The 24,361-nt window shown below is 66.4% G+C and carries 16 protein-coding genes; 6 read left to right on the top strand and 10 right to left on the bottom strand.

Annotated features, from left to right (window positions below):
• Window positions 1-359: 359 nt before the first annotated feature.
• The 3 genes from WMN78_RS02475 (at window position 360) to WMN78_RS02465 (ending at window position 6,988) form a co-directional block, all read left to right on the top strand.
• The gene (locus WMN78_RS02475) at window positions 360-1,220 is read left to right on the top strand and encodes a hypothetical protein (RefSeq protein WP_340531821.1); all 861 of its coding nucleotides are present in this window, start codon (window positions 360-362) and stop codon (window positions 1,218-1,220) included.
• Window positions 1,221-1,884: 664 nt separating this feature from the next.
• Complete coding sequence (gene metH / locus WMN78_RS02470; protein ID WP_340531820.1) at window positions 1,885-5,535, top strand: methionine synthase; 3,651 nt, start codon at window positions 1,885-1,887, stop codon at window positions 5,533-5,535.
• A 220-nt stretch (window positions 5,536-5,755) separates the two neighbouring features.
• Window positions 5,756-6,988 (top strand): saccharopine dehydrogenase family protein, encoded by a 1,233-nt coding sequence (locus tag WMN78_RS02465; protein WP_340531819.1) that lies wholly within the window; start codon window positions 5,756-5,758, stop codon window positions 6,986-6,988.
• A gap of 119 nt (window positions 6,989-7,107) precedes the next feature.
• On the opposite strand, the gene WMN78_RS02460 is transcribed toward WMN78_RS02465, so the two are convergent.
• The 4 genes from WMN78_RS02460 to WMN78_RS02445 all read right to left on the bottom strand — a co-directional run bounded on the left by WMN78_RS02460 (window position 7,108) and on the right by WMN78_RS02445 (window position 12,025).
• Window positions 7,108-7,932 (bottom strand): alpha/beta hydrolase, encoded by an 825-nt coding sequence (locus WMN78_RS02460; protein ID WP_340531818.1) that lies wholly within the window; start codon window positions 7,930-7,932, stop codon window positions 7,108-7,110.
• 174 nt (window positions 7,933-8,106) lie between these two features.
• On the bottom strand, window positions 8,107-10,959 hold the full coding sequence (locus WMN78_RS02455) for an ATP-binding cassette domain-containing protein (RefSeq protein ID WP_340531817.1): 2,853 nt from the start codon (window positions 10,957-10,959) through the stop codon (window positions 8,107-8,109).
• Window positions 10,956-11,513 (bottom strand): hypothetical protein, encoded by a 558-nt coding sequence (locus WMN78_RS02450; RefSeq protein ID WP_340531816.1) that lies wholly within the window; start codon window positions 11,511-11,513, stop codon window positions 10,956-10,958. Before WMN78_RS02450 ends, WMN78_RS02455 begins: the two co-directional genes overlap by 4 nt.
• Window positions 11,514-11,764: 251 nt before the next feature.
• Window positions 11,765-12,025 (bottom strand): hypothetical protein, encoded by a 261-nt coding sequence (locus tag WMN78_RS02445; RefSeq protein ID WP_340531815.1) that lies wholly within the window; start codon window positions 12,023-12,025, stop codon window positions 11,765-11,767.
• Window positions 12,026-12,295: 270 nt separating this feature from the next.
• Between WMN78_RS02445 and WMN78_RS02440 the strand changes: the two genes are divergently transcribed.
• Window positions 12,296-13,576 carry a wax ester/triacylglycerol synthase domain-containing protein gene (locus WMN78_RS02440; RefSeq protein WP_340531814.1) on the top strand — a complete coding sequence of 427 codons (1,281 nt, stop codon included), beginning with the start codon at window positions 12,296-12,298 and terminating at the stop codon, window positions 13,574-13,576.
• Between the two features lie 120 nt (window positions 13,577-13,696).
• On the opposite strand, the gene WMN78_RS02435 is transcribed toward WMN78_RS02440, so the two are convergent.
• The 6 genes from WMN78_RS02435 to WMN78_RS02410 form a co-directional block, all read right to left on the bottom strand.
• The gene (locus WMN78_RS02435) at window positions 13,697-15,298 is read right to left on the bottom strand and encodes an APC family permease (RefSeq protein WP_340531827.1); all 1,602 of its coding nucleotides are present in this window, start codon (window positions 15,296-15,298) and stop codon (window positions 13,697-13,699) included.
• A 125-nt stretch (window positions 15,299-15,423) separates the two neighbouring features.
• Window positions 15,424-17,094 carry a GMC family oxidoreductase gene (locus tag WMN78_RS02430; RefSeq protein WP_340531813.1) on the bottom strand — a complete coding sequence of 557 codons (1,671 nt, stop codon included), beginning with the start codon at window positions 17,092-17,094 and terminating at the stop codon, window positions 15,424-15,426.
• A complete protein-coding gene (locus tag WMN78_RS02425) occupies window positions 17,095-18,633 on the bottom strand; it encodes an aldehyde dehydrogenase family protein (protein WP_340531812.1) in 1,539 nt (512 codons plus the stop codon).
• Between the two features lie 120 nt (window positions 18,634-18,753).
• On the bottom strand, window positions 18,754-19,356 hold the full coding sequence (locus WMN78_RS02420; RefSeq protein WP_340531811.1) for a TetR/AcrR family transcriptional regulator: 603 nt from the start codon (window positions 19,354-19,356) through the stop codon (window positions 18,754-18,756).
• Window positions 19,357-19,471: 115 nt separating this feature from the next.
• The gene (locus WMN78_RS02415; protein WP_340531810.1) at window positions 19,472-21,028 is read right to left on the bottom strand and encodes a phospholipase D family protein; all 1,557 of its coding nucleotides are present in this window, start codon (window positions 21,026-21,028) and stop codon (window positions 19,472-19,474) included.
• A 205-nt stretch (window positions 21,029-21,233) separates the two neighbouring features.
• On the bottom strand, window positions 21,234-22,220 hold the full coding sequence (locus WMN78_RS02410) for an aldo/keto reductase (protein WP_340531808.1): 987 nt from the start codon (window positions 22,218-22,220) through the stop codon (window positions 21,234-21,236).
• A 256-nt stretch (window positions 22,221-22,476) separates the two neighbouring features.
• Between WMN78_RS02410 and WMN78_RS02405 the strand changes: the two genes are divergently transcribed.
• Window positions 22,477-23,457, top strand: coding sequence for a helix-turn-helix transcriptional regulator (locus tag WMN78_RS02405; protein WP_425341103.1), 981 nt, complete (start codon window positions 22,477-22,479; stop codon window positions 23,455-23,457).
• Window positions 23,450-24,328, top strand: coding sequence for an SDR family oxidoreductase (locus WMN78_RS02400; RefSeq protein WP_340531806.1), 879 nt, complete (start codon window positions 23,450-23,452; stop codon window positions 24,326-24,328). Before WMN78_RS02405 ends, WMN78_RS02400 begins: the two co-directional genes overlap by 8 nt.
• The last annotated feature ends 33 nt before the right edge of the window (window positions 24,329-24,361 follow it).

Below are 24,361 nucleotides of genomic sequence, written 5' to 3'. Positions count from 1 at the left end.
CCGCTTTTTCGGCTGACAGAACTGAGCAAGGGCTACGTCAGCTCGTAGCAATGCTTTTGCGCCCAGCTGCTGACGGTCTCGGTGCACATCCCCTGCCTCCGCAGCCGACGCAAACCGAGGAAGCGAATCGTGTTGGTATCATTGCCCGAGGTCGGACGCCTCTTGCGATCCGGAACCAATCATTGACCCACCTCTTGGGGGAGACCATGGCCACGCGCCCGAAAACGCTTCCGCGCACTCTGCAGTACTGGCAGCTAACAAACTTGAATGACCCGTCAGGACTTCCGGACACAGACTGGCAAAGTGTTCTAGCGTCCCTCCATAGTCGACCGCACAAGCAGCACATAGACGGCCAGGAGTTGACCGGGACTATTCTCGCTCTCGCTGTCCCTGACGAGAATCAGGATGACTTGCGGACGGACGACCTCAGGGGTGCTCTGGAGATCACCGACAGGACGACCACCTATGGGATCATTCTCGCAGGTAACAAGGACTACGTCCCTAACCAGCAAAACCGAGATACCGGGGAACAGCAGGCCATGGACCTGGCAGGCGATGGATGGGACCCAGTCGACAACCTCTTCGTTTGGTTTTGCCCCTTTGGAAACATCTTTGGAGTGATTTCCGAGTCGATCTCCTCGCCGAGACCAGCCGCTTTCGCAGCATGGCTCACCAAAGTTCTCCTAGAAGAGGAGCTTACCGCTCTTTCGAAAGATAAGTTCTTCCTGGAAGCCGTCCCGGTCATTGACAAGGAACGTTCGACTTACCTGAACAGAACTGGTGGGCTCAAATCACTGAATGTGGCCGGGAACGTCGGAAGCCTGGTTATGGATGCCAGTGGGGTCGGTAAGATATTTGGGGGGCAATCCGAACAGATCGGAGCACTTCGTGTGGAGATAAAGGTCAGCACTGTCCGAGGCATCAGCTCGGAAGAGGACGAACGAAAACTGCTGGACTTCTACAACGAAACGTTTGGTTCCCTGTCGGGCGATGTGCTGAAAGCGCAAGTGAAGACGACACCGGACTACCAAGCCGATATCCCTGCCACCGAAATTGACTTGCTTCATCACAGGCTTACGCGGAGCACGAATGTAAGGCTTACCAATGGGGTTACTCGTGCCTTCGAAGCCTTTACCACCATCCAGCAGATTGTCAGTGCCTTCGGCAAGGATAGAAAAGACCTGCTGAGGATATACAGCGAGTTGACGGGGCTCAGGTAGTCTGAAGCCCGAGGACGGGGGCACCAATTGAACAAGCCATCCTATCGGACCAAGGACACGAGTCTGCGACGGCTGTACCTCCTCACCGCAGTGGGGACTGCCGTTGCCGGAACACTGTTGTGGTGGGCATTCACCTTCGTAAATCAACCTGCTCTTGCTGCCGGGTTCACCGCAATTTCGGCTATTGGAGGTGTTGTGGGCGGCCTGTCGCTGACGGGCACTGCAGTCCTAACGCTCAACTCGCGAATGCTGGAGTCACTGATGCGAGACTACGGGACACATTTCCGCTCCGTACTGTTCGGAGGCTACTGCCTGATGGTGGGAGCTGCTCTGGCCTGCGCAGTCTTGTCTATGTTTGCGGACCAGCACTGGAGTCGAGCTGTCCTTGGATATATGACAGCTGTTGTCTGTTCCGGGCTTGTTCTGACGGCATTCCTTATCAATAGCGCGTTTGTCCACTACCAGCGGGAGCAACTTCCGCGGGAAGCTAAACCGTCACCAATTCAGCCGCCGCGTCGCTGAGTTGGTCTGACTCTCGTCCCACTCTCTGGAACCCATACGAATGGCAGCCCTGGTGCGAGCCGTTGTCGACCGCTCCGGGCCGCCGTCGTAGCACACTGACATACGAAGCAATGTTTCGGCGTGTCGCCCGTAACCTGTTTAGATGCCTCGTTTTGCGCTTGATATTGAGTCCGTCCCCCGTCCCGTCCGCGCGCAGGCGCTGCTGGATGCGGTGAACCACCGGGTCGTCATTGCCGACGGGGCGATGGGCACCATGCTGCAGGGCCGGGAACTGTCCCTCGAAAAGGACTTCCTCGGCCTGGAAGGCTGCAACGAGATCCTCAACGACACGCGGCCGGATGTCCTCGCTGACATCCATGACGCATACTTCGCCACCGGCATCGACGCCGTCGAAACCAACACCTTCGGCGCCAACTGGTCAAACCTCTCCGACTACGGCATCGACGACCGGATCGAGGAGTTGGCCCGCAAGGGCGCAGAGATCGCCCGCGAGCGTGCAGAGGCGGCAGAAAAGACAGACGGACGCATGCGCTGGGTCCTGGGCTCGATGGGACCCGGCACCAAGCTCCCCAGCCTCGGCCACACCAGCTACGACTACCTCAAGCAGACCTTCGCCCTGCAGGCCGAGGGCCTCATCGACGGCGGAGCGGACGCCTTCCTCATCGAAACCAGCCAGGACCTCCTGCAGACCAAAGCCGCGGTCAACGGCTGCAAGCAGGCCATCGTGACCCGCGGCGTCCGGCTCCCCATCTTCGTCGAGGTGACCGTCGAAACCACCGGAACCATGCTGATGGGATCCGAGATCGGCGCGGCGCTCACCGCGCTCGAGCCGCTCGGCGTGGACGCCATCGGCCTGAACTGCGCCACCGGCCCGGACGAGATGAGCGAGCACCTGCGCCACCTCTCCAAGCAGTCCTCCGTGGCCATCGCCTGCATGCCCAACGCCGGCCTCCCGGTGCTTGGCCCCAACGGCGCGCACTACCCGCTCTCACCGAGCGAACTCGCCACCGCGCACGAGCAGTTCGTGCGCGAATTCGGCCTGGGCCTCGTGGGCGGATGCTGCGGTACGACGCCGGAACACATGGCCGCCGTCGTCGAACGTCTTGAGCCCTTCCGCACCAGCGCCACCGTCACCGGCGGTGGGAGGGGAACCGACGGCGCCCGCGTCCCCACCGAACGCGAAGCAGGCATCGCTTCCCTCTACCACCACGTCCCGTTCGACCAGGAATCCGCCTACCTCGCCATCGGTGAGCGCACCAACGCGAACGGTTCGAAGGCGTTCCGCCAGGCGATGCTGGAAGAGCGCTGGGACGACTGCGTGGACATCGCCCGCGAACAGGTCCGCGTTGGCGCGCACCTGCTCGATGTCTGCATCGACTATGTAGGGCGCGACGGCGTGGCCGACATCAAGGAGATCGTGTCGCGTTTCGCGTCGGCCTCCACCCTCCCGCTGGTCATCGACTCCACCGAACCGCCCGTGCTGCAGGCCGGCCTCGAACTCATCGGCGGCCGCCCGGTGGTCAACTCCGTCAACTACGAGGACGGCGACGGCCCGAACAGCCGCTTCGCGCGCATCATGCCGCTGGTGAAGGAACACGGCACCGCCGTGATCGCCCTGACCATCGACGAACAGGGCCAGGCCCGCACCACCGAAGGCAAAGTGGCCATCGCCTCCCGCCTCGTCGACGCCCTGGTGGGCGAATGGGGCATGCGCGTCGAGGACATCATCGTGGACGCCCTGACCTTCCCCGTCGCCACCGGCCAGGAAGAAACCCGCCGCGATGGCATCGAAACCATCGAGGCCATCCGCCAGATCACCACCAAGTACCCCGGCATCAACACCACCCTCGGCGTCTCGAACGTCTCCTTCGGCCTCAACCCGGCAGCGCGGGTGGTGCTGAACTCCGTGTTCCTGCACGAAGCCGTCCAGGCCGGCCTGTCCAGCGGCATCATCGACGCCGCCAAGATCGTGCCGCTCGCCTCCCTCCCGGAAGAACAGCGCAAAGTGGCCCTGGACCTCGTCTATGACCGCCGCGAATACGATGACGACGGCAACGTCACGTACGACCCCCTGGCCATCATGCTGGACCTGTTCGCCGGCGTCGACACCGCAGCGCTCAAGGACCAGCGCGCCGCCGAACTCGCCGCCCTGCCCACCGGCGAACGCCTGCAGCGGCGCATCATCGACGGCGAAGGCAAGGGCCTGGAAGCTGACCTGGACCTTGCCCGCAGCGAAGGCATGTCACCGCTGGCCATCATCAACGACCAGCTGCTCGAGGGCATGAAGGTGGTGGGTGAGCGCTTCGGCGCAGGCGAGATGCAGCTGCCGTTCGTGCTGCAGTCCGCCGAGGTCATGAAGAACGCGGTGGCCCTGCTCGAGCCGCACATGGAGAAGTCGGACGCGTCGGGCAAGGGCACCATGGTGATCGCTACCGTGCGCGGCGATGTGCACGACATCGGCAAGAACCTGGTGGACATCATCCTCACCAACAACGGCTACAAGGTGATCAACATCGGCATCAAGCAGGGGATCGCCGAGATCATGGCCGCGGCCGAGGAGCACGACGCCGACGTGATCGGCATGTCCGGGCTCCTGGTGAAGTCCACCGTGGTGATGAAGGAAAACCTCGCCGAACTGCAGTCCCGGGGCCTCGCGAAGAAGTGGCCTATCATCCTCGGCGGCGCAGCCCTGACCCGCGCCTACGTGGAACAGGACCTGGCGGAGCAGTTTGAAGGAACCGTCCGGTACGCCAAGGACGCCTTTGAGGGCCTGGCCCTCATGGAACCGCTGGTGGCGGTGGCCCGCGGCGCCGACCCGGACGCCGTCGGCCTTCCGCCGCTGAAGAAGCGGATCCACAAGGGCGGCCCGAAGTTCACGGTGACCGAACCGGAAGCCATGCCCGGCCGGTCCGACGTGGCCGCCGACAACCACGTGCCTGCGCCGCCGTTCTGGGGCACGCGCATTGTGCGCGGTGTGGCACTCCACGACTACGCGGCCCTGCTCGACGAGCGCGCCACGTTCATGGGGCAGTGGGGCCTCAAGCCCGGCCGCGGCGATGACGGCGCCTCCTACGAGGAACTGGTGGAACTCGAGGGCCGGCCGCGCCTGCGGTACTGGCTGGACCGCATCCTGGCCGAGGGAATGCTTGATGCGTCCGTCGCGTACGGCTATTTCCCGGTGGTCTCCGAGGGGGAACAGGTGGTGGTGCTGCACCACGGGGAGGACCACGACGGCGTGCTCGGCACTGCGGGACTGCTCGCCCCCGATGGTGGCTCAGGCGGTCCGATCGGCACCGAGCGGCTGCGTTTCGACTTCCCGCGCCAGCGCCGGGACCGGCACCTGTGCCTCGCCGACTTCGTTCGCTCGCGCGGATCGGGGCAGGTGGACGTCCTGCCGGTGCAGCTGGTCACCGCCGGTTCGAAGATCGATGAGGTGACTTCCGAACTGTTCAAGGGGAACCACTACCGGGACTACTACGAGCTCAACGGCCTGGTCATGCAGCTCACCGAGGCTCTCGCGGAATTCTGGCACGCACGCATCCGCTCCGAGCTGGGTTTCGCGGCCGAGGAGCCCAAGGACAAGGCCGGGTACTTCAAGCTCGATTACCGCGGTGCGCGGTTCTCGCTCGGCTACCCCGCGTGCCCCGACATGGAGGACCGCCGCAAGGTGACGGAGCTGCTGCGGCCCGAGCGCATGGGCGTGATCCTCAGTGACGAGCTGATGCTGCACCCCGAACAGTCCACCGACGCGTTCGTGTTCCACCACCCGGAGGCGAAGTACTTCAAGGTGTGATTTGGGTGTGGTCCGTGTTCAATGCTGAGCGCGCCTCCCAAGGCGCGGAAGAGAAGCATGGGCGCGGCGCTGGGCACCCAGAAACAGGAGCGGCCTTACGCCCTAAGGCTTCAGCCTGCCGGAACAGGAACTCTCGAGTGAGTCTGTTACGTCTGCGGGTGTGTCGGAAGGGAAGGAGCCGTGTTTCAGCCTGGAGTTGCCGCTGTGAAAGGCTGCGGTTATGGACAACTCATCTCGGGAATATGACCTCGTTCTTTATGGAGCGACGGGTTTCGTTGGCCGACTGATCGCCGGCTACGTCGCGGAGCATGCACCCGCCGGTATGCGAGTCGGACTCGCGGGCCGGTCGAGGTCCAGGCTCGGGGCGGTTCGGTCGCAGTTGCCGGTCGCGGCGCACGGATGGGCCCTCATCGAAGCCGACTCGGAGGACGCGGACTCGATCGCCGCCCTGGCCGCGGGCACACGCGTGCTCTTCACAACCGTCGGTCCATACGCGAAACACGGATTACCTGTCGTCGAGGCCTGCGCACGGGCCGGTACCCACTACGCCGACCTCGCGGGTGAGGTGTCCTTCATCCGGGAGGCGATCGATCGCTACGACGCCCTGGCCAAGACGAGCGGGGCCAGGATCGTACACTCCTGCGGCTACGACTCCGTGCCGTCCGACCTCGGTGTACTGCTGCTTCATCAGGCGGCAGAAGCCGATGACGCTGGCGGTTTGGTCGAGGTCCAACTCGTTGCTACGGCCAAGGCTGGCATCAGCGGAGGCACGCTCGAATCGATGCGCGGGCAACTCGACGCGATGCGATCGAACACCGCCCTGAGGTCATTGGCCGCGGACCCCTACGCTCTGAGCCCCGACCGCACACGGGAGCCGACGACACAACAGCCTCCTGACGCCGGTCCTGTGCGCCGTTCCGATGACGGCACCTGGACCGCGCCTTTCATCATGGCCGCGGTCAACACCCGGATAGTGCGCCGGAGCAACGCATTGCAGGGCTGGGCCTACGGCCGCTCCCTTCAGTACGGCGAGGTGATGGGGGTGGCCCGCGGACCGGCAGGAGCGGTCATCGCCAGGGCGATGGCACTCGGGCTCCGGATATTCACGGGCGCGATGGCGTTCCCGCCGACCAGGCGGGTGCTCGACCGCTGTCTTCCGGCACCAGGTACGGGTCCGAGCACCAGCACGCAGCGCGCGGGCTGGTTCCACTCCCAGGTGACCGCCCGCACCGAGGACGGCCAGCGTTACCAGGCGATTGCTGCTGGCCCCGGTGATCCCGGCTATGCCGCAACCGCCGTGATGGCAGGCGAGACTGCACTCGCTCTTGCCCTCGACGGTGACCGGCTGCCGACCGCTAAAGGGTCGCTGACACCGGCCACTGCACTCGGCAACGTGCTCATAAAGCGACTCCGCGCGGCCGGCCACACCTACCAGGTAACCAAACTCGCCTGAACCCAGATCCTGCAGGTCACCTGAGCTGCGGCCATCATCATCCGTTATCCAGGCACCCGCGGGGGTGTTTGATGAAAGAAGGCTTCAAAACCGGGCGGGGGAGGGGCCAGCGGCGCCTGTCAGGAGTGGGTGTCGAGGTAGTGCAGAATCGCCCGGGCTGTTTCCTCCGGGGCGCTGACGTGGGGGCAGTGCCCGGTGGCCTGGAGCTGCACCAGGGTGCTGTGTTCCAGATTTTTGTGCAGGTAGGCGCCCACTTCCGGCGGGGCAAGCCGATCGTCGGAGCACTGCAGAATCAGGCAGCTGGTGCGCAACTTTTTCAGTTCAGGGCGGGTGTCGGAGAAAAAGGTTACCCCGGCGAAGTGCCGTGCGATGGTCGGATTTGTCCGGCAGAAGCTGACACGCAGGTCCTCCGCTAATTCAGGCTCCTGCGGGTTGCCCATAACCATGGGGGCCAAGGCCGCGGCCCAGGCGAAATAGTCGCTGTCCAGAGATGCCAGCAGGCCCTCGATGTCTTCCCGCGAAAAGCCGCCCACGTAGCCGTCGTACGGGTCATCCGTATGACGGGGCGAAGGAGCAAGCAGCACCAGGTGGGAGAAACGGTTGGGGTCCTGCACTGCGGCGATCACGGCGATCATCGTGCTGACACTGTGGCCCACCAGGATGACGTCCTCAAGTTCAAGGGCGGCGCAAATCTCCAGCAGGTCCGAAGCGTACCCATTCAGGGACCCGTACTTCTCCCAGTCATAGGCGCTGATGTCGGAGTGTCCTGCACCAACATGATCAAAAAGCACCAACCGGTAATCATCAACGAAATAGGGCAGCAGCTTCCGCCACATAGCCTGATCGCAGCCAAAACCGTGGGCGAACATCATCACAGGCCCATCAACCTGGCCCGATATGGTGACATTGTTCCGGCCGATTACCGCAGCAACTGCTTCGATCACATTCTCACTGACCCTCCGTAGGGTGGCGTCCTGTCCCAGACTATCCACGGGAAATAGCGAATCCTAGGGATCCTCGCACTATGACCTTCAAGCCGACGTCCATTCAGCCCATGGCATGCGACGCGGCTTACGCGACTCCCCGACAGGGACCATGGTGTCGGGTGTCGGGTGTCCTCAAACTCCAATGTGTAGCCGGTCCCTGGCCTGGTCGGATGAAGCCCGCGCGGCGTGCCCGCCGGCGCCTCCACCCGCGCTGGAGACCGGCTTCACCCGCCGGAACGCGGCGAGGATGGCCCGGCCCACCACAACGATTCCAATGATCGTGGTGACGGCACGCAGGGTGTCCCAGCCCGCCGTCGACGTCACCAGCGAGTAGAGCAGGAAGCTGCTCAGGTTGGTGGCCAGCGGCGCGCCGGGCACGTAGGAGATGCCTGTGCCGGCACCCACCGCGAAGGGCCAGAACCACAGGTTGGTCAGCAGGCCGAACAGGTAGGACGCCACGGCGCCGTAGCCGCACAGCATCCACAGTTCGGCCCGCCCGCGCAGCCGGCGGGGGAGCAGCCCCGCCCCCGCGCCCACCCAGGCGCAGGCGAAGATCTGGAACGGTGTCCAGGGCCCGATCCCGCCCCACAAGGCGCTGGAGACGGCGATGGTGGCGGCGCCGAGGAGCATGCCAAACCGAGGACCGAAGGCCCGCCCGGCCAGGATCAGCAGGATAAAGACTGCCTCCACGCCCCCGACGCCGGTGCTCGCCACCCGCACCGCCGAACCTACCGCGGCCAGGACGCCGAGCAGCGCCACCGTGTGCGCGGAGCGGACCGAGCCGTCGAGGGAAACCACAACGGCGACGGCGGCGAGCGGCGCAATGGCCAGCGCCGCGTAGGGGAGTGCCGCGGCGGCATCCTCCGGGAAGGCCGCGGCGAGCAACGGCCAGCAGAATGCTGCGAGGGCCAGAAGGTTTGCCGCTGCAAGAACTGCGAGCTCGACTCGCCGCGGCATCCGGATGCGGCGCCGTCCTTCTTCTCCTTGGGAGTCTGGTTCGATGACGCTCGGTCCTTGTCCGGCACTTATCTGCCGGGGGAGCGGGAGGAGTGGTTCGGGTGCATTGGCCGGTGCGGAGGAGGGCGCGACGCCGTCACGCATCGGGAGGATCCGGGCGCCCAGGCTGTGGGCGAAGTCGTGGTCATGGGTGGCGATCAGGACCGCCGCTCCGGCGTCCGCTGCGGCCTGCAGCGCCGCCGAGACTGCCGTACGCGCCGCAGGATCGAGTCCCCGGGTGGGCTCATCAATCAGGAGCACCTGGGGATCATCCATGGTCTGCAGCGCGATGGCAAGAATCCTGCGTTCTCCCGCAGAGATGTCCCGGGGATGGTCGTGCCCAATGGGAATCGTGACGTCGCCCCGCAGACGGGCCAGGCGTTCAGCTGCGGAGCCGGGCGCGGGCTGTCCGCCGTTCTTTCGGCGCGCAAGGCGCCGCTCGGCCGCGCGGAGCTCTCCCGCGACCGTGTCCCTGGTGAAGAGGTCGTCCGAGGCGTCCGGGACGAGGGCAACGCGGCCGCCGTCGACTATGCCGCCGTCGACCAGTCCTTCACCAACTGATCCCTCACCGAGGGCGAGCGCCACCAGGAGGGACGACTTCCCGGCCCCGTTCGGCCCAACCAGGGCCACCACTTCCCCGCGGTGCAGGGTCAGGGACGCCTCGCGCACCAGCGGCGTGCCCTTGCGGTGCACCGCGAGCTTTGTCGCGGTCAGCACGGGCGCGTGCTCGGCCGGCTGTGACGGCGTCGGGCGGAGAACGGCAGCGGGCGAGGGCGACGGCGCAGCACCCGGTATCAGGGCGCCGTCGTCGATGGTCCACCACGAGTCGGCCACGGGTACGAGCTGCTCCGCCCGGTGCTCTGCCACGATGACGCAGACCCCTGCTTCGCGGGCAAGGGCGCTGAGCACGGCGATGACGTGTCCGCGGGCTGCGGTGTCAAGGTCTGCGAGGGGCTCATCAACCAGGAGGAGTGCCGGTTGCTCCACCACCGCAGCGGCGATGGCTACGAGCGTTGCCTCGCCGGCCGAGAGGGTGCTGACATTCCGGTCCAGCAGCGCCGAGACCCCGATACTCTCCGCGACCTCCAGCACCCGGGCCTTGGCGGTTCCGGAGGCGATGCCGCGCAGCTCAAGGGCAAGGGCGATTTCGTCCCGGACCCGGGTGGTGGCGAACGCGGCGCGGGGATTCTGCAGGACGACGCCGATGAGGCGGGCGGTATCGCGCGGCGGCGTGGCGGCGCGGTCCGTTCCGGCGACGCGCAGGGTGCCGGAAACTTCTCCGCCGTCAACGTGGGAGAGGAGGCCGGCGATGCCGCGCAGGATGGTGGACTTTCCGGAGCCCGTCGGCCCTGTGATGACCGCAATTGACCCGCTCGACGGCGCGAACTCCGCCACGTGCACCTGCGCGTCGCCGATGCGGAATTCTGCGTCCCGGACGAGGACCGGTGCGTCGGTACCCTGGCCGGGCTGCTGTGCTGCCCGGCTCCCGAAGCCGCGCAGCTCCAGGGCCGCGGCAACCCGGCCGGCGTGCTCGAGGGTGCGCTCGAGCACGGGCACCAGGGCTCGGGGTCCAAACTTTTCGCCCCGCAACCGGAACGCCAGGCGCACGGAGGTCACGGCGTCGGAAAGTGCCGGGAGCGCCGCCCAGGCCACCACAAGCATCCGGGCAATGCCCTGCATGGGGCCGCGGCGGGCCAGGTGCACGAAGCCGCGGGCCACGTCCACCCAGGCGTTGAGCAGGCCGAAGCCAAGGAACATCCCGGCAATCGGCAGGGCGGACAGGACCGCCGCCCACAGACCGGGTCCCGTGACCGGGCCGAGGAGGACCACATGGGCGTACGGGGCGGACAGCCGGATCGCCGGCAGGTCGAGCAGGACCGGTTCGCCAATGCCCGTCCCGTTGAAAAGGATGCGGTAGATGACCCGCGCCGCGATGAAGACGACGGCGAGAGCCGCCGCGGCGCGTAACGGCGCGGGTCGGAAGGTCATGCCGCGGGGGCGGCCGGTTCGCCGTCGACTGTGAACAGCAGCTCAAGGCTCTCGCCGGGGCTCACCTTCAGGGTGGCGAGGCCTTCCTGGGCGTAGGCCCAGTCACCGGAGGCCGGCTTCACCCAGAGAGCCCAGTAGGCAAAGGCGGCGGGCATCTTGCCGCATTCTTCCCGGTACGTGCCACCCTTGTGCTTGATGTCGAAGTCTGCGGCGGGCACACCGTTCACACGGCACACCAGTTCCTTGGGGTATTCGGTGGTGCCCTCGGTCTTAATGTTGGCCTCGTCGAGCACCTCGGAAGCGACAGTGGGCGCGTCCACGGGCACGCAGACGGACGTATCAGCGGCGGCCTGGTCCAGGGCGCCCGAATCGACGATGACCTTCACGCCGGCGCAGGGCTCGGAGGCGGCGCTGGATGAAGACGCTGCCGAGGAAACCGGCGCAGAGGTGGTGGGCTGGGTGGCGCCCGGCGTGGAACAGGCGGCGAGGGAAAGCAGGAGACCGGCGGCGGCGAGGGAGCTCGCGGCGGCGGTGCGCATCTTAGTCAAAGTCACGTGTTAAGGGTAGGGCGTTGCTTGTCCGGATCCGGATGCCGTCGCGTTATGTGACATCAGGTCTGTCATCGCAGTACGGATGTAGGAGGCGAGGGCCCGGGCCGGGCTCTCAGGCTGTCCACCGCCATGCTGAGCAGCTCGGACGATAATCCGCGGATGTTCGCCGTGGGCGAGTCCCGGGTAAGGCAGCTCCTGGAAGGCTGAATTTTGCAGGGAATATGCTGATACCCTGTCGGATCGGGGCTGCCCGCCTACGGCTCGACGAGTGTCAGGACTGTTTCCGGACGGACGCCGTCGAATTTCATGGCTTCGGCTGCCGTTTCAGACTCCATAATTCGCTGGAATGTTTCCATGTCGGGGACCTCGGCGATCAGGCCTACCCGCTGGCTCTTTGTCGGGTCAATGAACGTTCGGACCGTGATGCCCAGGGGCCCGAATATTTCTTCTCTCTTTGGTGAGCTGAGCCAGTGCTCAACGTCATCTACCTCGTGGAAAATCAATAGAGTTGGCATCGTTGCCGTCGCTTTCCGGGGTTGCGCCAGGAGCCGGGCTGGACAGGGGCCGTATGGGACATCCTGATCACGCTGAAAGTACCACGGCGTCGCATGCAGCGGTAGCGGGACGGGTTGACGGTTCCACGCCGGTGGGCTCCCGGTCGTAGTGCTGGCCGAAATCATTGGCACCCAAACTTAAGCGGACGACGGCGGGAGGTCCCGCCGTAGATCTTGCGGTGCGGTGGCTGACCACTGACACGCAGACTGATTCACGGTTACTGTCGAAGCATGTACCCAGCGACGCAAAAGCTGGCCCCTGCTGATGAGGCGAACCTGGTGCTCGACCACGTCGGCCAGGTCAACGTGTTCCTTGTCGCTGGCCTGCTCGGGCCGGGCGGTTTCCTGGCTCCGGACGGCACCCCGGACATGGCACGGCTGCGGGCGGTCCTCCGCGAGCGGATTGCGGAGTTGCCGGCGCTCCGCAAAAGAGCAGCCCAGGTGGGCCGCCGGCATCACTGGATCGAATCCACGCCCGACGTCGAGCATCACGTCCGCCTCGTGGAGCCCGTCGACGGTCTTGCCGGACTTCAGAACAAATGCGCCGAACTTATGGGCCAGCCGCTGGCTGGGGACCGTCCGTTGTGGGAGATCCTGGTGGTACCGGGCGCCACGGCCAGGGGAACCGGTGTCGTGGTGCGCATCCATCACGCGGTGGCCGACGGTATGACGGCAGCAGCGATTGTTCAGCAGCTCTTTGATCCCGGTGAACCGGGGGAGAAGGGGGTAGATGAGCCGCAAAGACGCGGGTTGGCCGAGGCACCGCGGTACGGCCCTGGGAGCGGTCCACGCCGCACTCTGCGTCGGCTCAGGATCGGCCTGCACCGTATCCGCAAAACCCTGTGGGGCCGTGGCGTGGGCGGCACGGTGCTGCTCGGGGAGCGCAGCGCGCACCACGGCGTCGCGTTTCTGCGTGCAGAAATCGAAGCCCTTGAGTCGACGGTGCGTCCGCAGGGTGCCACCGTAAACGATGCCCTGCTCGGTTCAGCGGCGGCCGGCTTCCGGGCAGCCTTGATGGCTGCCGGTGAGCCCATTCCCGCTTGGCTGCCGGTGTCGGAGCCGGTGGCGCTGCGGCGCCGTGGATCTGCAGGGAACCAGGTGGGAGTCATGCTTGTGCGGCTGCCGCTCGGCGAGCCCGATCCCGATGAGCGTCTGCGGCTCATCGCCGCGCAGACCCGTGAGGAGAAGCCGCGGGCAAGGGACCAGGGCACCCTGGAATTCATGCGTGGCCCGATCGGCGCGCGCATCATGGACCGCCTCGCCCGGCGGCAGCACCTCGTTGGCGGGTTCGTCACCAACGTGCCGGGTCCGGAAGGCACGTTCCGACTTGCGGGGGCCCCGGTCGTCGCGCTCTGGCCGGTTGCGGTGCTCGCCGGCAACGTGCGGCTCGGTGTCGCGGCTGTGTCATACGCGGGCAACCTCTGCTGCGGCATCCACTTCGACGCGGCGAATGTGCACGGTGACGTGTTTGCGCAGGCCATGGGCGAGGAGCTGGCGCGTCTCGGCAAGTGAGCGCAGTAGGCCCAGCCCCCGTTCCAAGCACAAGCGGACGACGGCGGGAGGTCCCGCCGTCGTCCGCTCACCGACGACGGCGCTCAGCGGGCGCCGTCGTCGACCCTTCCGGGGGCGTTGCTAAGCTTCCGACGCGGCCATCTTGGCTGCCAGCGCATCCTCCGGGGCTTCGTGCTGCGCTGTTTCGTGCTGCGCTGTTTCGTACTGCACGGCGCCCGACGACGGGTGTGCTGCGACTGCCGCGGCGTGCTCGGCCAGCACCCCGGTCTGGTGGCGGATCTTCAGGCGGTAGAGCAGGGTCCCGCCAATGATTACGGCCCCCACGAAGATCACGCCGCCCCACTGCAGGTACCACTCGAACGGCGGCACCGAGTTGTAGATCTCAGGCCGGGGCCAGACCAGGTTCACCGTCATGGCCCCGCCCCACAGGACCGCCAGGATGTTCACGGGCAGGCCCCATTTGCCAAGGCTGAATCCGGGCTCGGTGCCGTCTGCGGCGAGCGGCCACTTCTTCAAGAGCCGGTTGCGCAGCAGGGGAACAGTGACCAGGAGGTAGGAGAGGTAGATCAGGACGATACTGATGCTGGACATGATCGTGAAAATCGCCGGCTGCATGACGTTGATGAGCAGGGGCATTATGGCCAGGATGCCGATCACGATCGCCGCAACAGTCGGTGTCCTGCGGACCGGATCCACTTTGCTGAGCTGCCGGCTGAACGGCAGGTTGTTGTCCCGGGCCATGGCGAACATCATGCGGATGGCGGCGGCATGGACGGCAAGGGTGCACACCACCACGGCAACCACGATGCACGCCAGGAAGGCCTTCCCGAAAGGTCCGCCCAGTACGGAGAGCACGATGTACTGCAGGCCGCCGTCGGCCGATCCCACCTTGGGATCGGCCAGGTCCGGTGCGGCCAGGATGCCAAACAGCAGGATCAGGCCGCCCAGCACGAACGAGGCCGTAATGGCCCGCAGGATGGCCTTGGGTGCCGTGCGTTTAGGGTCCTTTGTCTCCTCACCCAGGGAGCTGGCCGTGTCAAAGCCGTACATCACGTAGCCGGACGCCATGGCGCCGATCAGGAAGACGCCGAAGAAACCGAGGTCGTGGCCTTCGCCGAAGCCGGCGGTGTCGAAGAAGACCTCAGGGCCGCGCACCACGTGCCAGCCCAATGCCAGGATCAGGAGCACGGCTGCGCTCAGCTCCACAAAGACGCCGATGCTGTTGATCCGGGTCATCAGCTTCACGCCGAACGCGTTGATGAGGGTGGAGATGGTGATCATGATGGTGGCCAGCACCACGCCGTTCATCGCGAAGTCGTAGGGGCCGGTGCCGTCGCCGACGAACTGGAAGCCGGACCAGAGCTGGGGCAGGGTGAGCTGCAGGGCAAGTGCCACGGAGCCCAGCGCCACGATGGAGGAGAGCATCAGCAGCCAGCCCGCCAGCCAGGACGAGGTCCCGGAGGAGAGCCGCTTGGCCCAGTTGTAGACCGATCCCGCAACGGGGTAGCGGCCGGCCAGCTCGGCGAAACAGAGCGCCACCATCAGCTGGCCGACGAAGACGATGGGCCAGGACCAGGCGTACGCCGGGCCGGCCATGGAAAAGCCAAAGTAGAACAGTTGAAAGACGCCGGTGAGGATGGAGATGTAGCTGACGCCCGCGGCGAAGCTGGCAAACTTGCCGATGCTCCGGTCCAGGGTCTGGGTGTAGCCGAATTCGTCCATGCCGCTTGAATCAATACTCTTGCTGGGTTCCAATGTGTGAACTCCTAAGTCAGAAAAGTACGCTCGATGCAACCCGCGGCCGCAAGGGGGCGCGGGTGAAATCAATAGCCTCCGGAACCTGCCTCTCAGGCGAAGGACGGGCTGAGCTCCTCCTCTTTCCTTGCCGCGACTTGCCCTGCAGTGCCGCTGCTGTGGCCGGCGCGGATGAGGTCGGCCCGGATCAGATCAGCACAGCGCTCGCCGATCATCATGACGGTGATGTTGGGGTTGACGGTGACGTGCTCAGGCATCACGGAGGCATCCGCCACGCGCAGGCCGGTGACGCCCTTGACCCGCAGCTCGGGATCCAGCGGTGACATCCCGTCGTCGGCCGGGCCCATCCGGACGGTGCCCACGGGGTGGTACACGGTGTTGTGGGTTTTGCGGATGTAGTCCCGCAGCTCCTCGTCCGTCTGCGCCTCGACGCCGGGCGACAGCTCGCGGCCGGTCCATTCGGCCATGGCGGGCTGGGCGGCGATTTCGCGGGCCTTGCGGATGCCGGCCACCATGACCCGCATGTCGTGGCCTTCGGGATCCGTGAAATAGCGCGGATCCACCATGGGCTTGTCGCGGAAATCGCGGCTGCGCAGCCTGACGGTGCCGCGGGAGCGGGCGTGCGTGACGTTCGGGGTGAGGCTGAAGCCGTTCTCCGTGGTGGGGTAGCCGTGCCGCAGGGTGTTCATGTCGAACGGGACGGAACCGTAGTGCATCATCAGGTCCGGGCGGTCCAGGCCGTCCTCGGTGGGGGTGAAGATGCCGATCTCCCACCACTGGGTGGAGGTCTGCACCATGGGCTGCCTGGCCTCGAACTGGACCACGCCTTCGGGATGGTCCTGCAAGTTTTCGCCCACGCCGGGGGAGTCCACCAGCACCTCGATCCCGTGCTGGGCGAGGTGCGCGGCCGGGCCGATGCCGGAGAGCATCAGCAGCTTGGGGGAGTCGATGGCGCCGGTGGAGAGGATGACCTCGCGGTGCGCGGAGAGCCGGTGGGTCCGGCCGAACGCGGAGTCCACCACGTCCACGCCGGTGCAGCGCTTGTCCGGGTCGAACACCAGCTGGCGGGCGCGGAGCCCTGTGAGCAGGGTGAAGTTGGGGCGGTCGACGATCGGGTGGATGTAGGAGACCGAGCTGGAGGCGCGGGTGCCGTCGGAGCGGCGGTTGATCTGGAAGAAGTTGGCTCCGTTGATCACGGTGGTGCCGGAGTTGAACTTCGCACGGGGAATGCCCGTCTGTTCGCAGGCGTCCAGGAGCGCGACGCCGGCAGGATCCACCGGGGGCACGTTCATCAGGTGCACGGGGCCTGAGTCCCCGTGGTGGGGCGCGTCCGGCCCGGCGTCCTCATTGGTTTCCAGGCGCTGGTAGAGGGGCCAGGCGGCGTCGGCGTTCCAGCCGGTGGCGCCGTATTTGGACTCCCACTCGTCCAGGTCCTCGCGCGGTGCCCAGAAGGCGATGCAGGAGTTGTGGCTCGAGCAGCCGCCCATCACCTTGGCCCGGGCGTGGCGCATGAAGGAGTTGCCGTTTTCCTGCGGTTCAACCGGGTAGTCCCAGTCGTAGCCGGATTCCAGCAGTTCCATCCAGCGGTCCAGCTGCAGGATTTCGGGGATGTTGCGGTCATCCGGGCCGGCCTCCACCAGGGCCACGGTCACGTCCGGATCCTCGCTCAGCCGCGCGGCCACGGCGGCGCCCGCGGATCCGCCGCCGATGACGACGTAGTCGAACCCGCGCTCGCCGAGGTCCTCGATGTTGTCGTAATGCATCTAGTTCTCCTTGCCGTGGTCAGCAAACCAGCCGGTGACCTGCGGGCTGGTGTTCTGGTAGATGTGCTTGGCTTCCTGGTATTCGGCCAGGCCCGTGGGGCCCAGCTCGCGGCCGACGCCGGACTGGCCGAAGCCGCCCCACTCGGCCTGGGGGAGGTAGGGGTGGTAGTCGTTGATCCAGATGGTGCCGTGCCTCAGCCGGGATGCCACGCGCTGCGCCTTACCCGCATCCTGGGTCCAGACCGCGCCGGCCAGGCCGTAGACGGTGTCGTTGGCGGTCGCCACCGCTTCGTCCTCGGTGCGGAACGTTTCCACCGTCACCACCGGGCCGAACGCCTCGTCGATGACCACGGACATTCCCCGCTGGACGCGGTCCAGGACGGTCGGCTGGTAGTAGAACCCGCCGTCGTACTTTTCTCCTTGCGGCGCAGCACCGCCGGTCCGCAGCCGCGCACCCTCCTGGATGCCGCGCTGGACATAGGCGTGGACTTTGTCGCGGTGGGCCGCGGAAATCAGCGGCCCGGTTTCGGCGTCATCATCAAAGGGGCCGCCCAGCCGGATGTCCCGGGCACGGCGGACCAGCTCGTCCACGAAACGTTCGGCGATCGATTCCTCCACCACCAGCCGCGCCCCGGCGGAGCAGACCTGCCCGGAGTGGACGAACGCGCCGTTCAGGGCATTGTCGACGGCGGCGTCGAAGTCCGCGTCCGCGAACACCACGTTGGGGTTCTTGCCGCCAAGCTCCAGCGCCACCTTCTTGACGGTTCCGGCGGCGGCGGCCGCGATGCGCTTGCCGGTTTCCAGCCCGCCCGTGAAGGAGACGAGGTCGACGTCGGGATGTTCCGAGAGCGGAGCGCCCGCCTCCGCGCCCGCGCCGGTCACGAGGTTGGCGACGCCGTCCGGCAGGCCGAGGTCCTGCAGCAGCTGCATGGCCAGGATGGCTGTGGACGGGGTCAGTTCGGAGGGCTTGAGGACGAAGGTGCAGCCGGCGGCCAGTGCGGGCGCGATCTTCCACGCCGCCTGGAGCAGGGGGTAGTTCCACGGGGTGATCAGGCCGCAGACGCCCACGGGTTCGTAGACGATTTTGCTGACGACGGCGGGGTTCCCGGCGTCGACCATGCGGCCCGCCTGCTGCCCGGCGAGCCTGCCGAAGTACTCGAAGCAGGCGGCAATGTCGTCCATGTCGATCCGGCTTTCGACCATGCGCTTGCCGGTATCCAGCGACTCGGCGCGGGCGAACTTTTCCCGGCGTTCGCGCAGTCCGGCGGCGACCTTGAGCAGGAAGGTGCCGCGCTCGGGCGCCGGGACGGAGGACCAGGCGCCGGAGTCGAAGGCTGCACGTGCTGCGGCGATGGCGCGTTCGGCGTCCTCCCGGCCGGCCTCGGATACGGTGGCCACCAACTCGCCGTCGGCGGGATTGCGGATTGCGCGCACAGCGCCGGAGGCGGCCGGCTCCCAGGCACCGTTGATGAACAGGGTGGATGCTGTTTCAGTTTTTTCGGTTTGAGCTGCGTCCCGTACGGGTGTGGCGTAAGTCATACGAGGGACAGTAATGCAGATTGAACGACTGTTCAATACTTTTCTTGAACACTCGTTCAATGTTACTGAGAGGGCTTAGCGTGCCCGTGCCGGTGGTTTACGCCTCGTGCAGCCGTGGTCCTAGCTGGTGTGGTCGTGAAGCGGGGCGAAGGCGATTTGCTCGGTGCGGGCGATGCTTCGCTGGATGGCGGCCTCATCAATGCCGAGAAGCGCCGTCAGCCACATGCCGTTCTGGATGACGACAATGTCCGCGGCCCGCCCCCTGCACGCCTCCCAGGAAAGACCGGGTTGGGCGTTGGAAACCAGTGCGGCGAGGCCGTCGAGATAACGGTCAAAGGCCTCGGCATTGATCTGTGCATAGCCCTCGTCCGCCTGCGCGAGGGCCCAAAGGTGCAGGCGCAGGGACAGGTAGCGGGTGGTCAGCAGGTCAGCGGCCGCCACGCGCCGCAGGGCCTTGCGCAGCTGTTCCTCCGGGTTTAACGACGGGTCGGGTGCCACCAGCAGAAGGTCGTGCTCGTCGACCCGGCCCAGGGCTGCCCGTATCAGGCTGGTCTTGTCGTCGAAGTAGTAGTTCACCAGGCCGAGCGCGACGCCGGCTTCCCGGGCCACGGCCCGCATGCTCACCCCCGAAATCCCGTGGCGGGACAGCAGATCCAGCGCCGCCTCGAGAATGCGCGACTGCCTGTCCATCTGTTCGCCGGAGTTCACGGCATTGGTCCCCATCTGGCCAGACTATTGCCTAACCCGTAGCGAGTGCACTTTCGAGGGCGCCGCATGACCACAGCGGACGACGGCGGGACGTCCCGCCGTCGTCCGTTCCACCGGGGGACTTGCCCGCCTAGAACCGGGTGGTGCCGCGGATCTTCCGGGGGCGGCCGTCCGGGTCCACCAGAAAGCGGTTAGCAGGAGCCGCCCAGAGACGCTGGAGGCGTGTCACCGGTTCGGTGCTGTGGTGCCGCACATGTCCCTTGGGGCGGGGCGGGCGGCTGCCGGTTTCGTGCCACTGGTCCAGGGCGTCGGCGGCGGCATTCCACAGTTTGAGCCCGGCCGCCGGGTCCTGAAGCCGGGGGTCACTCTGGTCCAGGCCCAGGTGTTCGGCCCAGAGCTGCAGCCGGAGCGCGCGGAGCAACGGGCGGGAGGCCTCCGGACCGGCTGTGGTGTCGATGACCGCGCAGGTAAGCTCGCTGTCCGTGGTCCAGGATCGACGGTTGAAGTTATCGGACCCGCAGGTAAACCACGTGTCGTCGATGATGCAGATCTTGGCATGGATATAGATCGGAGTCCCGGCTCTGTTCTCCAGATTGAACACGCCGAATCTGTCCGGTGCAACGCGGCTTATCGTTTCGATGGCGCGCAGTTGCCCGAGCCTCTTGGGCGGCCCTCCCAGCGGACCGTCGGAGTCCGGGTAGCGGGGCACCACGGCGATCACCTTCAACCCGGGGTTCTGCTCGAGGGCAGCTGCGATTCCGGCGGCGACCTCTGCCGACCATAGATACTGGTCCTCGATGTAGATCAGCGAACGTGCCAGGGCGAAAGCCTTCGTGTAGGCCTGGGCAACGCTCCGCTCACCGCCCGGGGCGAACGGAAACGGCGGATGCTTCACCCCGTAGGTGCGCAGCAGCTGCACGGCGTGGGGGCCGGCCGGCGGCGGTGGCGGCGCAGTCTCCGGCAGGGGCTTGGGGTGCCGGGGCATATCGGCCAGGCGTTGCAGCAGCATCCGGTAGGGCGTGCGCCGGTCAAGGGGATGGGGGTCATTCCACCTTTCCGCGAACAACTCCAGCACATCTGCCACAACCGGGCCACGAAGTTCGAGGGCGGCGTCGTGCCACGGAGGTTGTTTCCCGTACCGGGGATCCATGTCTACCGCCTGCGGATCTCCCGCGTGGTCGGCGTCGTCCCGGCGGCTGTGGGAAAGGTCGATTCCGCCGACGAACGCGATGTCCCGTGAAGGGTCGTTACGACTGCGGATGACGAACAATTTCTGGTGATGGCAGCCGAACAGGCGCACCCGCTGATCCAGCAGCACCTCGCCGCCGGCGTCGTTGATCTGCCGGCTGAGGAGTTCATTGGACCGGTTACTCATGGGGGCAGACAGGCGCTCGCCGTGGGATCTCCAGATCAGGCCGCGCACTTCCACTCCCGCCCGGGCCAACCGTGCCAGCAACTCGCCGATCGTCGGCCCGTCCGGCGTCAGCCGCTCGTCGCCATCGCCCCGCCAGTCGGTGAACCACACACGGTCGCCCGCTTGAAGAGCCGACAGCTCCTCATGCAGGCGGGCGAAGTACGCTGCCCCATGGATCAGCGGCCGCACGAGGTTGCCCTCGGACCAGGACAGCGATCCCGCACCGGCGGCGTGCACGCTGGTGGCTGCATGTCCCCGCTCACTGCCGCTCAAGAACCAAGTACCAGGATTACTGTCCACTCGATGTTCCCTTCGGGGACGGAGGCCGCCCTCATTGTCGGGCCTACTCAGTAGCCTACGACTACGGCGATCATCCGTGCTGACCTCACCGGGACCCGGATTGCCTCAGCAAGCGGACGACGGCGGGTGCCTCCCGCCGTCGTTCGCTTGGTGTTGACGGGTTGTTCACTTGGGCGGCTCATCGCCCGACGAGGCCCATGTGCAGTTCGTTGTAGCGGTTTCCCTGCACGCCGATCCGGCTGGCGACTGCATTCAGGTCGGCGACTTCATCGGCGGACAGGGCGACGGCGGTCGCGGCCGCGTTTTCTTCCAGGCGCTCGCGGCGCCGGGTGCCGGGAATCGGCACAATCCACTGCTGCTGCGCCAGCAGCCAGGCCAGGGCGATTTGTCCGGGGGTGGCGTTCTTGGCGGCGGCAAGTCCGGCGACGTGCTCTACGAGTGCTTGGTTGGCGGCTCGGTTTTCGGCTGTAAATCGCGGGATGGTGCCGCGGACGTCACCCGCTCCGAATTGTGTGGATGTATCGACGGTTCCGGTGAGGAAGCCCTTGCCGAGCGGGCTGAAGGGCACGAACCCGATCTCCAGTTCCGCCAGCGTGGGCAGCACCTCCGGCTCGGGGTCCCGTGTCCACAAGGAGTATTCGCTTTGGACAGCCGTCACCGGAAAGACGGCGTGGGCGGCGCGGATGGTCGACGCCGAGGCCTCTGACAGCCCGAAGTGGCGGACCTTTCCGGCCTGAACGAGCTCGCCGACGGCGCCGGCCACCTCTTCGATGGGCACATTCGGGTCCACCCGGTGCTGGTAGAAGAGGTCGAGGGTGTCGACGCGCAGCCGGCGCAGTGACTCGTCCGCGACGCGTTTGATCCGCTCCGGTGAACTGTCGAGCCCCACGGATTTTCCGTCCTCGATCCGCCACCCGAACTTGGTCGCGATGACCACCTCATCCCGGACCGGCGCCAGTGCTTCGCCGACGAGTTCCTCGTTGGCGAAGGGCCCGTAAACCTCGGCTGTGTCAAAGAAGTTAATTCCGATCCCGACCGCGTCGCGGAGCACGCCGATCATCGCCTGCCGGTCCCCGGGGTTGGGTCCGTAGCTCTGCGACATGCCCATGCAGCCGAGGCCAATAGCCGAAACCTGCAGGCCCTGTCCAAGTGTCCGTGTATGCATAATGTCTCCTTCGTTGACGGTTCCTGCCGGCACGCTTGTGACCGGACTTCCTCCAGTCAACGACCTATCGGGCGCGTAGGGGAGTCCCTGCTGAAACGGGTTCTGGCACGGCCTCCCTTAACAACGCAAGCGGACGACGGCGGGTGCCTCCCGCCGTCGTACGCTTCCTTTTGCCCTGACTAACTTTGTCCCGGCCGCGTTGGGGGTGTCTGACGGACACTGCCACCGGCCGGTCAAGCTGCGTAGCGTGATGGATGTGGACAGAAAAGATGACATCCGCGAGTTCCTGATCTCGCGCCGCGCCAAGATCAGCCCGGAGCAGGCCGGTATCCCCAGCTACGGGGAACTTCGCCGCGTGCCGGGCCTGCGGCGTGAGGAAGTGGCGCAACTGGCCGGTGTGAGCACCGATTACTACACTCGGCTGGAACGCGGCAGCCTCCGTGGGGTCTCAGACTCGGTACTCCAAGCTGTGTCCTCCGCCCTTCAGCTGGACGACGCCGAGCGCGCCCACCTGATGGATCTGGCCCGGACCGCGAACGCATCCTCACGGCGGACGCCCCGGCGGCCGCCGCAGCAGCGCGTCCGTCCCGGAGTCCTGCGCCTCTTGGACGGGATGACCGGCGCGGCCGCTCTGGTGCAGAACGGCCGGTCGGACGTCCTGGCCGCCAACCTGCTGGGCCGGGCACTCTATGCAGCCGTATTTAGCTCAACCGTGTCGTTCGGGCCGGACCGTCCAGGCATGCTGCCGAACCAGGCGCGCTTCCTCTTCCTCGACCCTGGGGCCGGAGACCTGTACCCCGACTGGAACGCGGTGGCGGCCACCACGGTTGCCATGCTGCGCTCGGAATCGGGCCGGAATCCGCACGACCGGGCACTAAACGAGCTGGTGGGGGAGCTGACCACGCGCAGCGGCTTGTTCGCGGCGCTGTGGGCCGGGCACGACGTGCGGATCCACACCACCGGAACCAAGCGCTTCCACCATCCCGTCGCTGGCGACCTGTCCCTGCAGTTCGAGACACTGCACCTCCCCGGCGACGAAGGACAGATCCTGTTCACCTTCACCGCAGAGCCCGGCTCCGCGTCCGAAAACGCGCTGGCCTTCCTCTCCAGCTGGGCGTCATCGCCGTCCACCACAGCAACAGACACAGCAACCGCCAGCCAATCAACCGTCCCCGCGCGGTCCCACGTGCAGGCAGAAATACACAACCCCGGAAAGACAGAACAAGCACATGACTGAACAGACACGCCCCGAGCAGCCCACCAACACAGCCGGCAAGAAGGTCTGGTTCATCACCGGAGCCGGCCGCGGACTGGGCACTGACATCGCCAAGGCCGCCCTGGCGGCCGGGCACGCGGTGGTCGCCACCGCCCGCAATCCGGAGAAGGTCACGCAGGCCGTTGGCGGCCACGAGGACCTCCTCGCCGTGAAACTCGACGTCACCGACCCCGCCGACGCGGCCGCAGCCGTCCGGGCAGCCGTGGACCGGTTCGGCCGGATCGACGTGCTGGTGAACAACGCCGGCAACTTCTACGCCGGATTCTTCGAGGAAATCACCCCGCAGGACTTCCGGACCCAGATCGAAACCACCATGTTCGGGCCCATGAACGTCACCCGCGCCGCCCTGCCGGTGCTGCGCGCCCAGCGCTCCGGCCTGCTGGTCACCATCTCCTCAACGGCCGGCATCGTTGGAGGGGAGTTCCTGACCGCGTACGCCGCTTCCAAGTTCGGTGTGGAGGGCTGGGCCGAATCGCTGGCGCTCGAGGTTGCCCCGTTCGGCATCCGGTCCATGATCGTGGAACCGGGATTCTTCCGTACCGAGCTCCTCACCCCGGAGTCAACGAGCTACGCGGAGTCCGCCATCGGGGACTACGCCGAACGCACGGCGGAGACAGTCAAAGCATGGAAAAGCATGGACGGCCAGCAGGGCGGGGACCCGGCCAAGCTCGCCGACGCGCTGATTCAGCTGGCTGGGCTGGACGAGCCGCCCCTGCGCTTCGCCGCCGGCGCCGACGCGGTAGGCACGTTTGAGGCCCGGGCCAAGCTGCTTCAGGACCAGGCCGACGCCCACCGCGGCCTCTCCAGCAACCTCGCCTTCAGCGACGCCTGACAGACGGAAGCGGACGACGGCGGGACGTCCCGC

The sequence above is a fragment of the Arthrobacter oryzae genome, from assembly GCF_037911235.1.
Classification (GTDB): domain Bacteria; phylum Actinomycetota; class Actinomycetes; order Actinomycetales; family Micrococcaceae; genus Arthrobacter; species Arthrobacter oryzae_E.
This window is presented reverse-complemented; position numbering and strand designations above follow the sequence as displayed.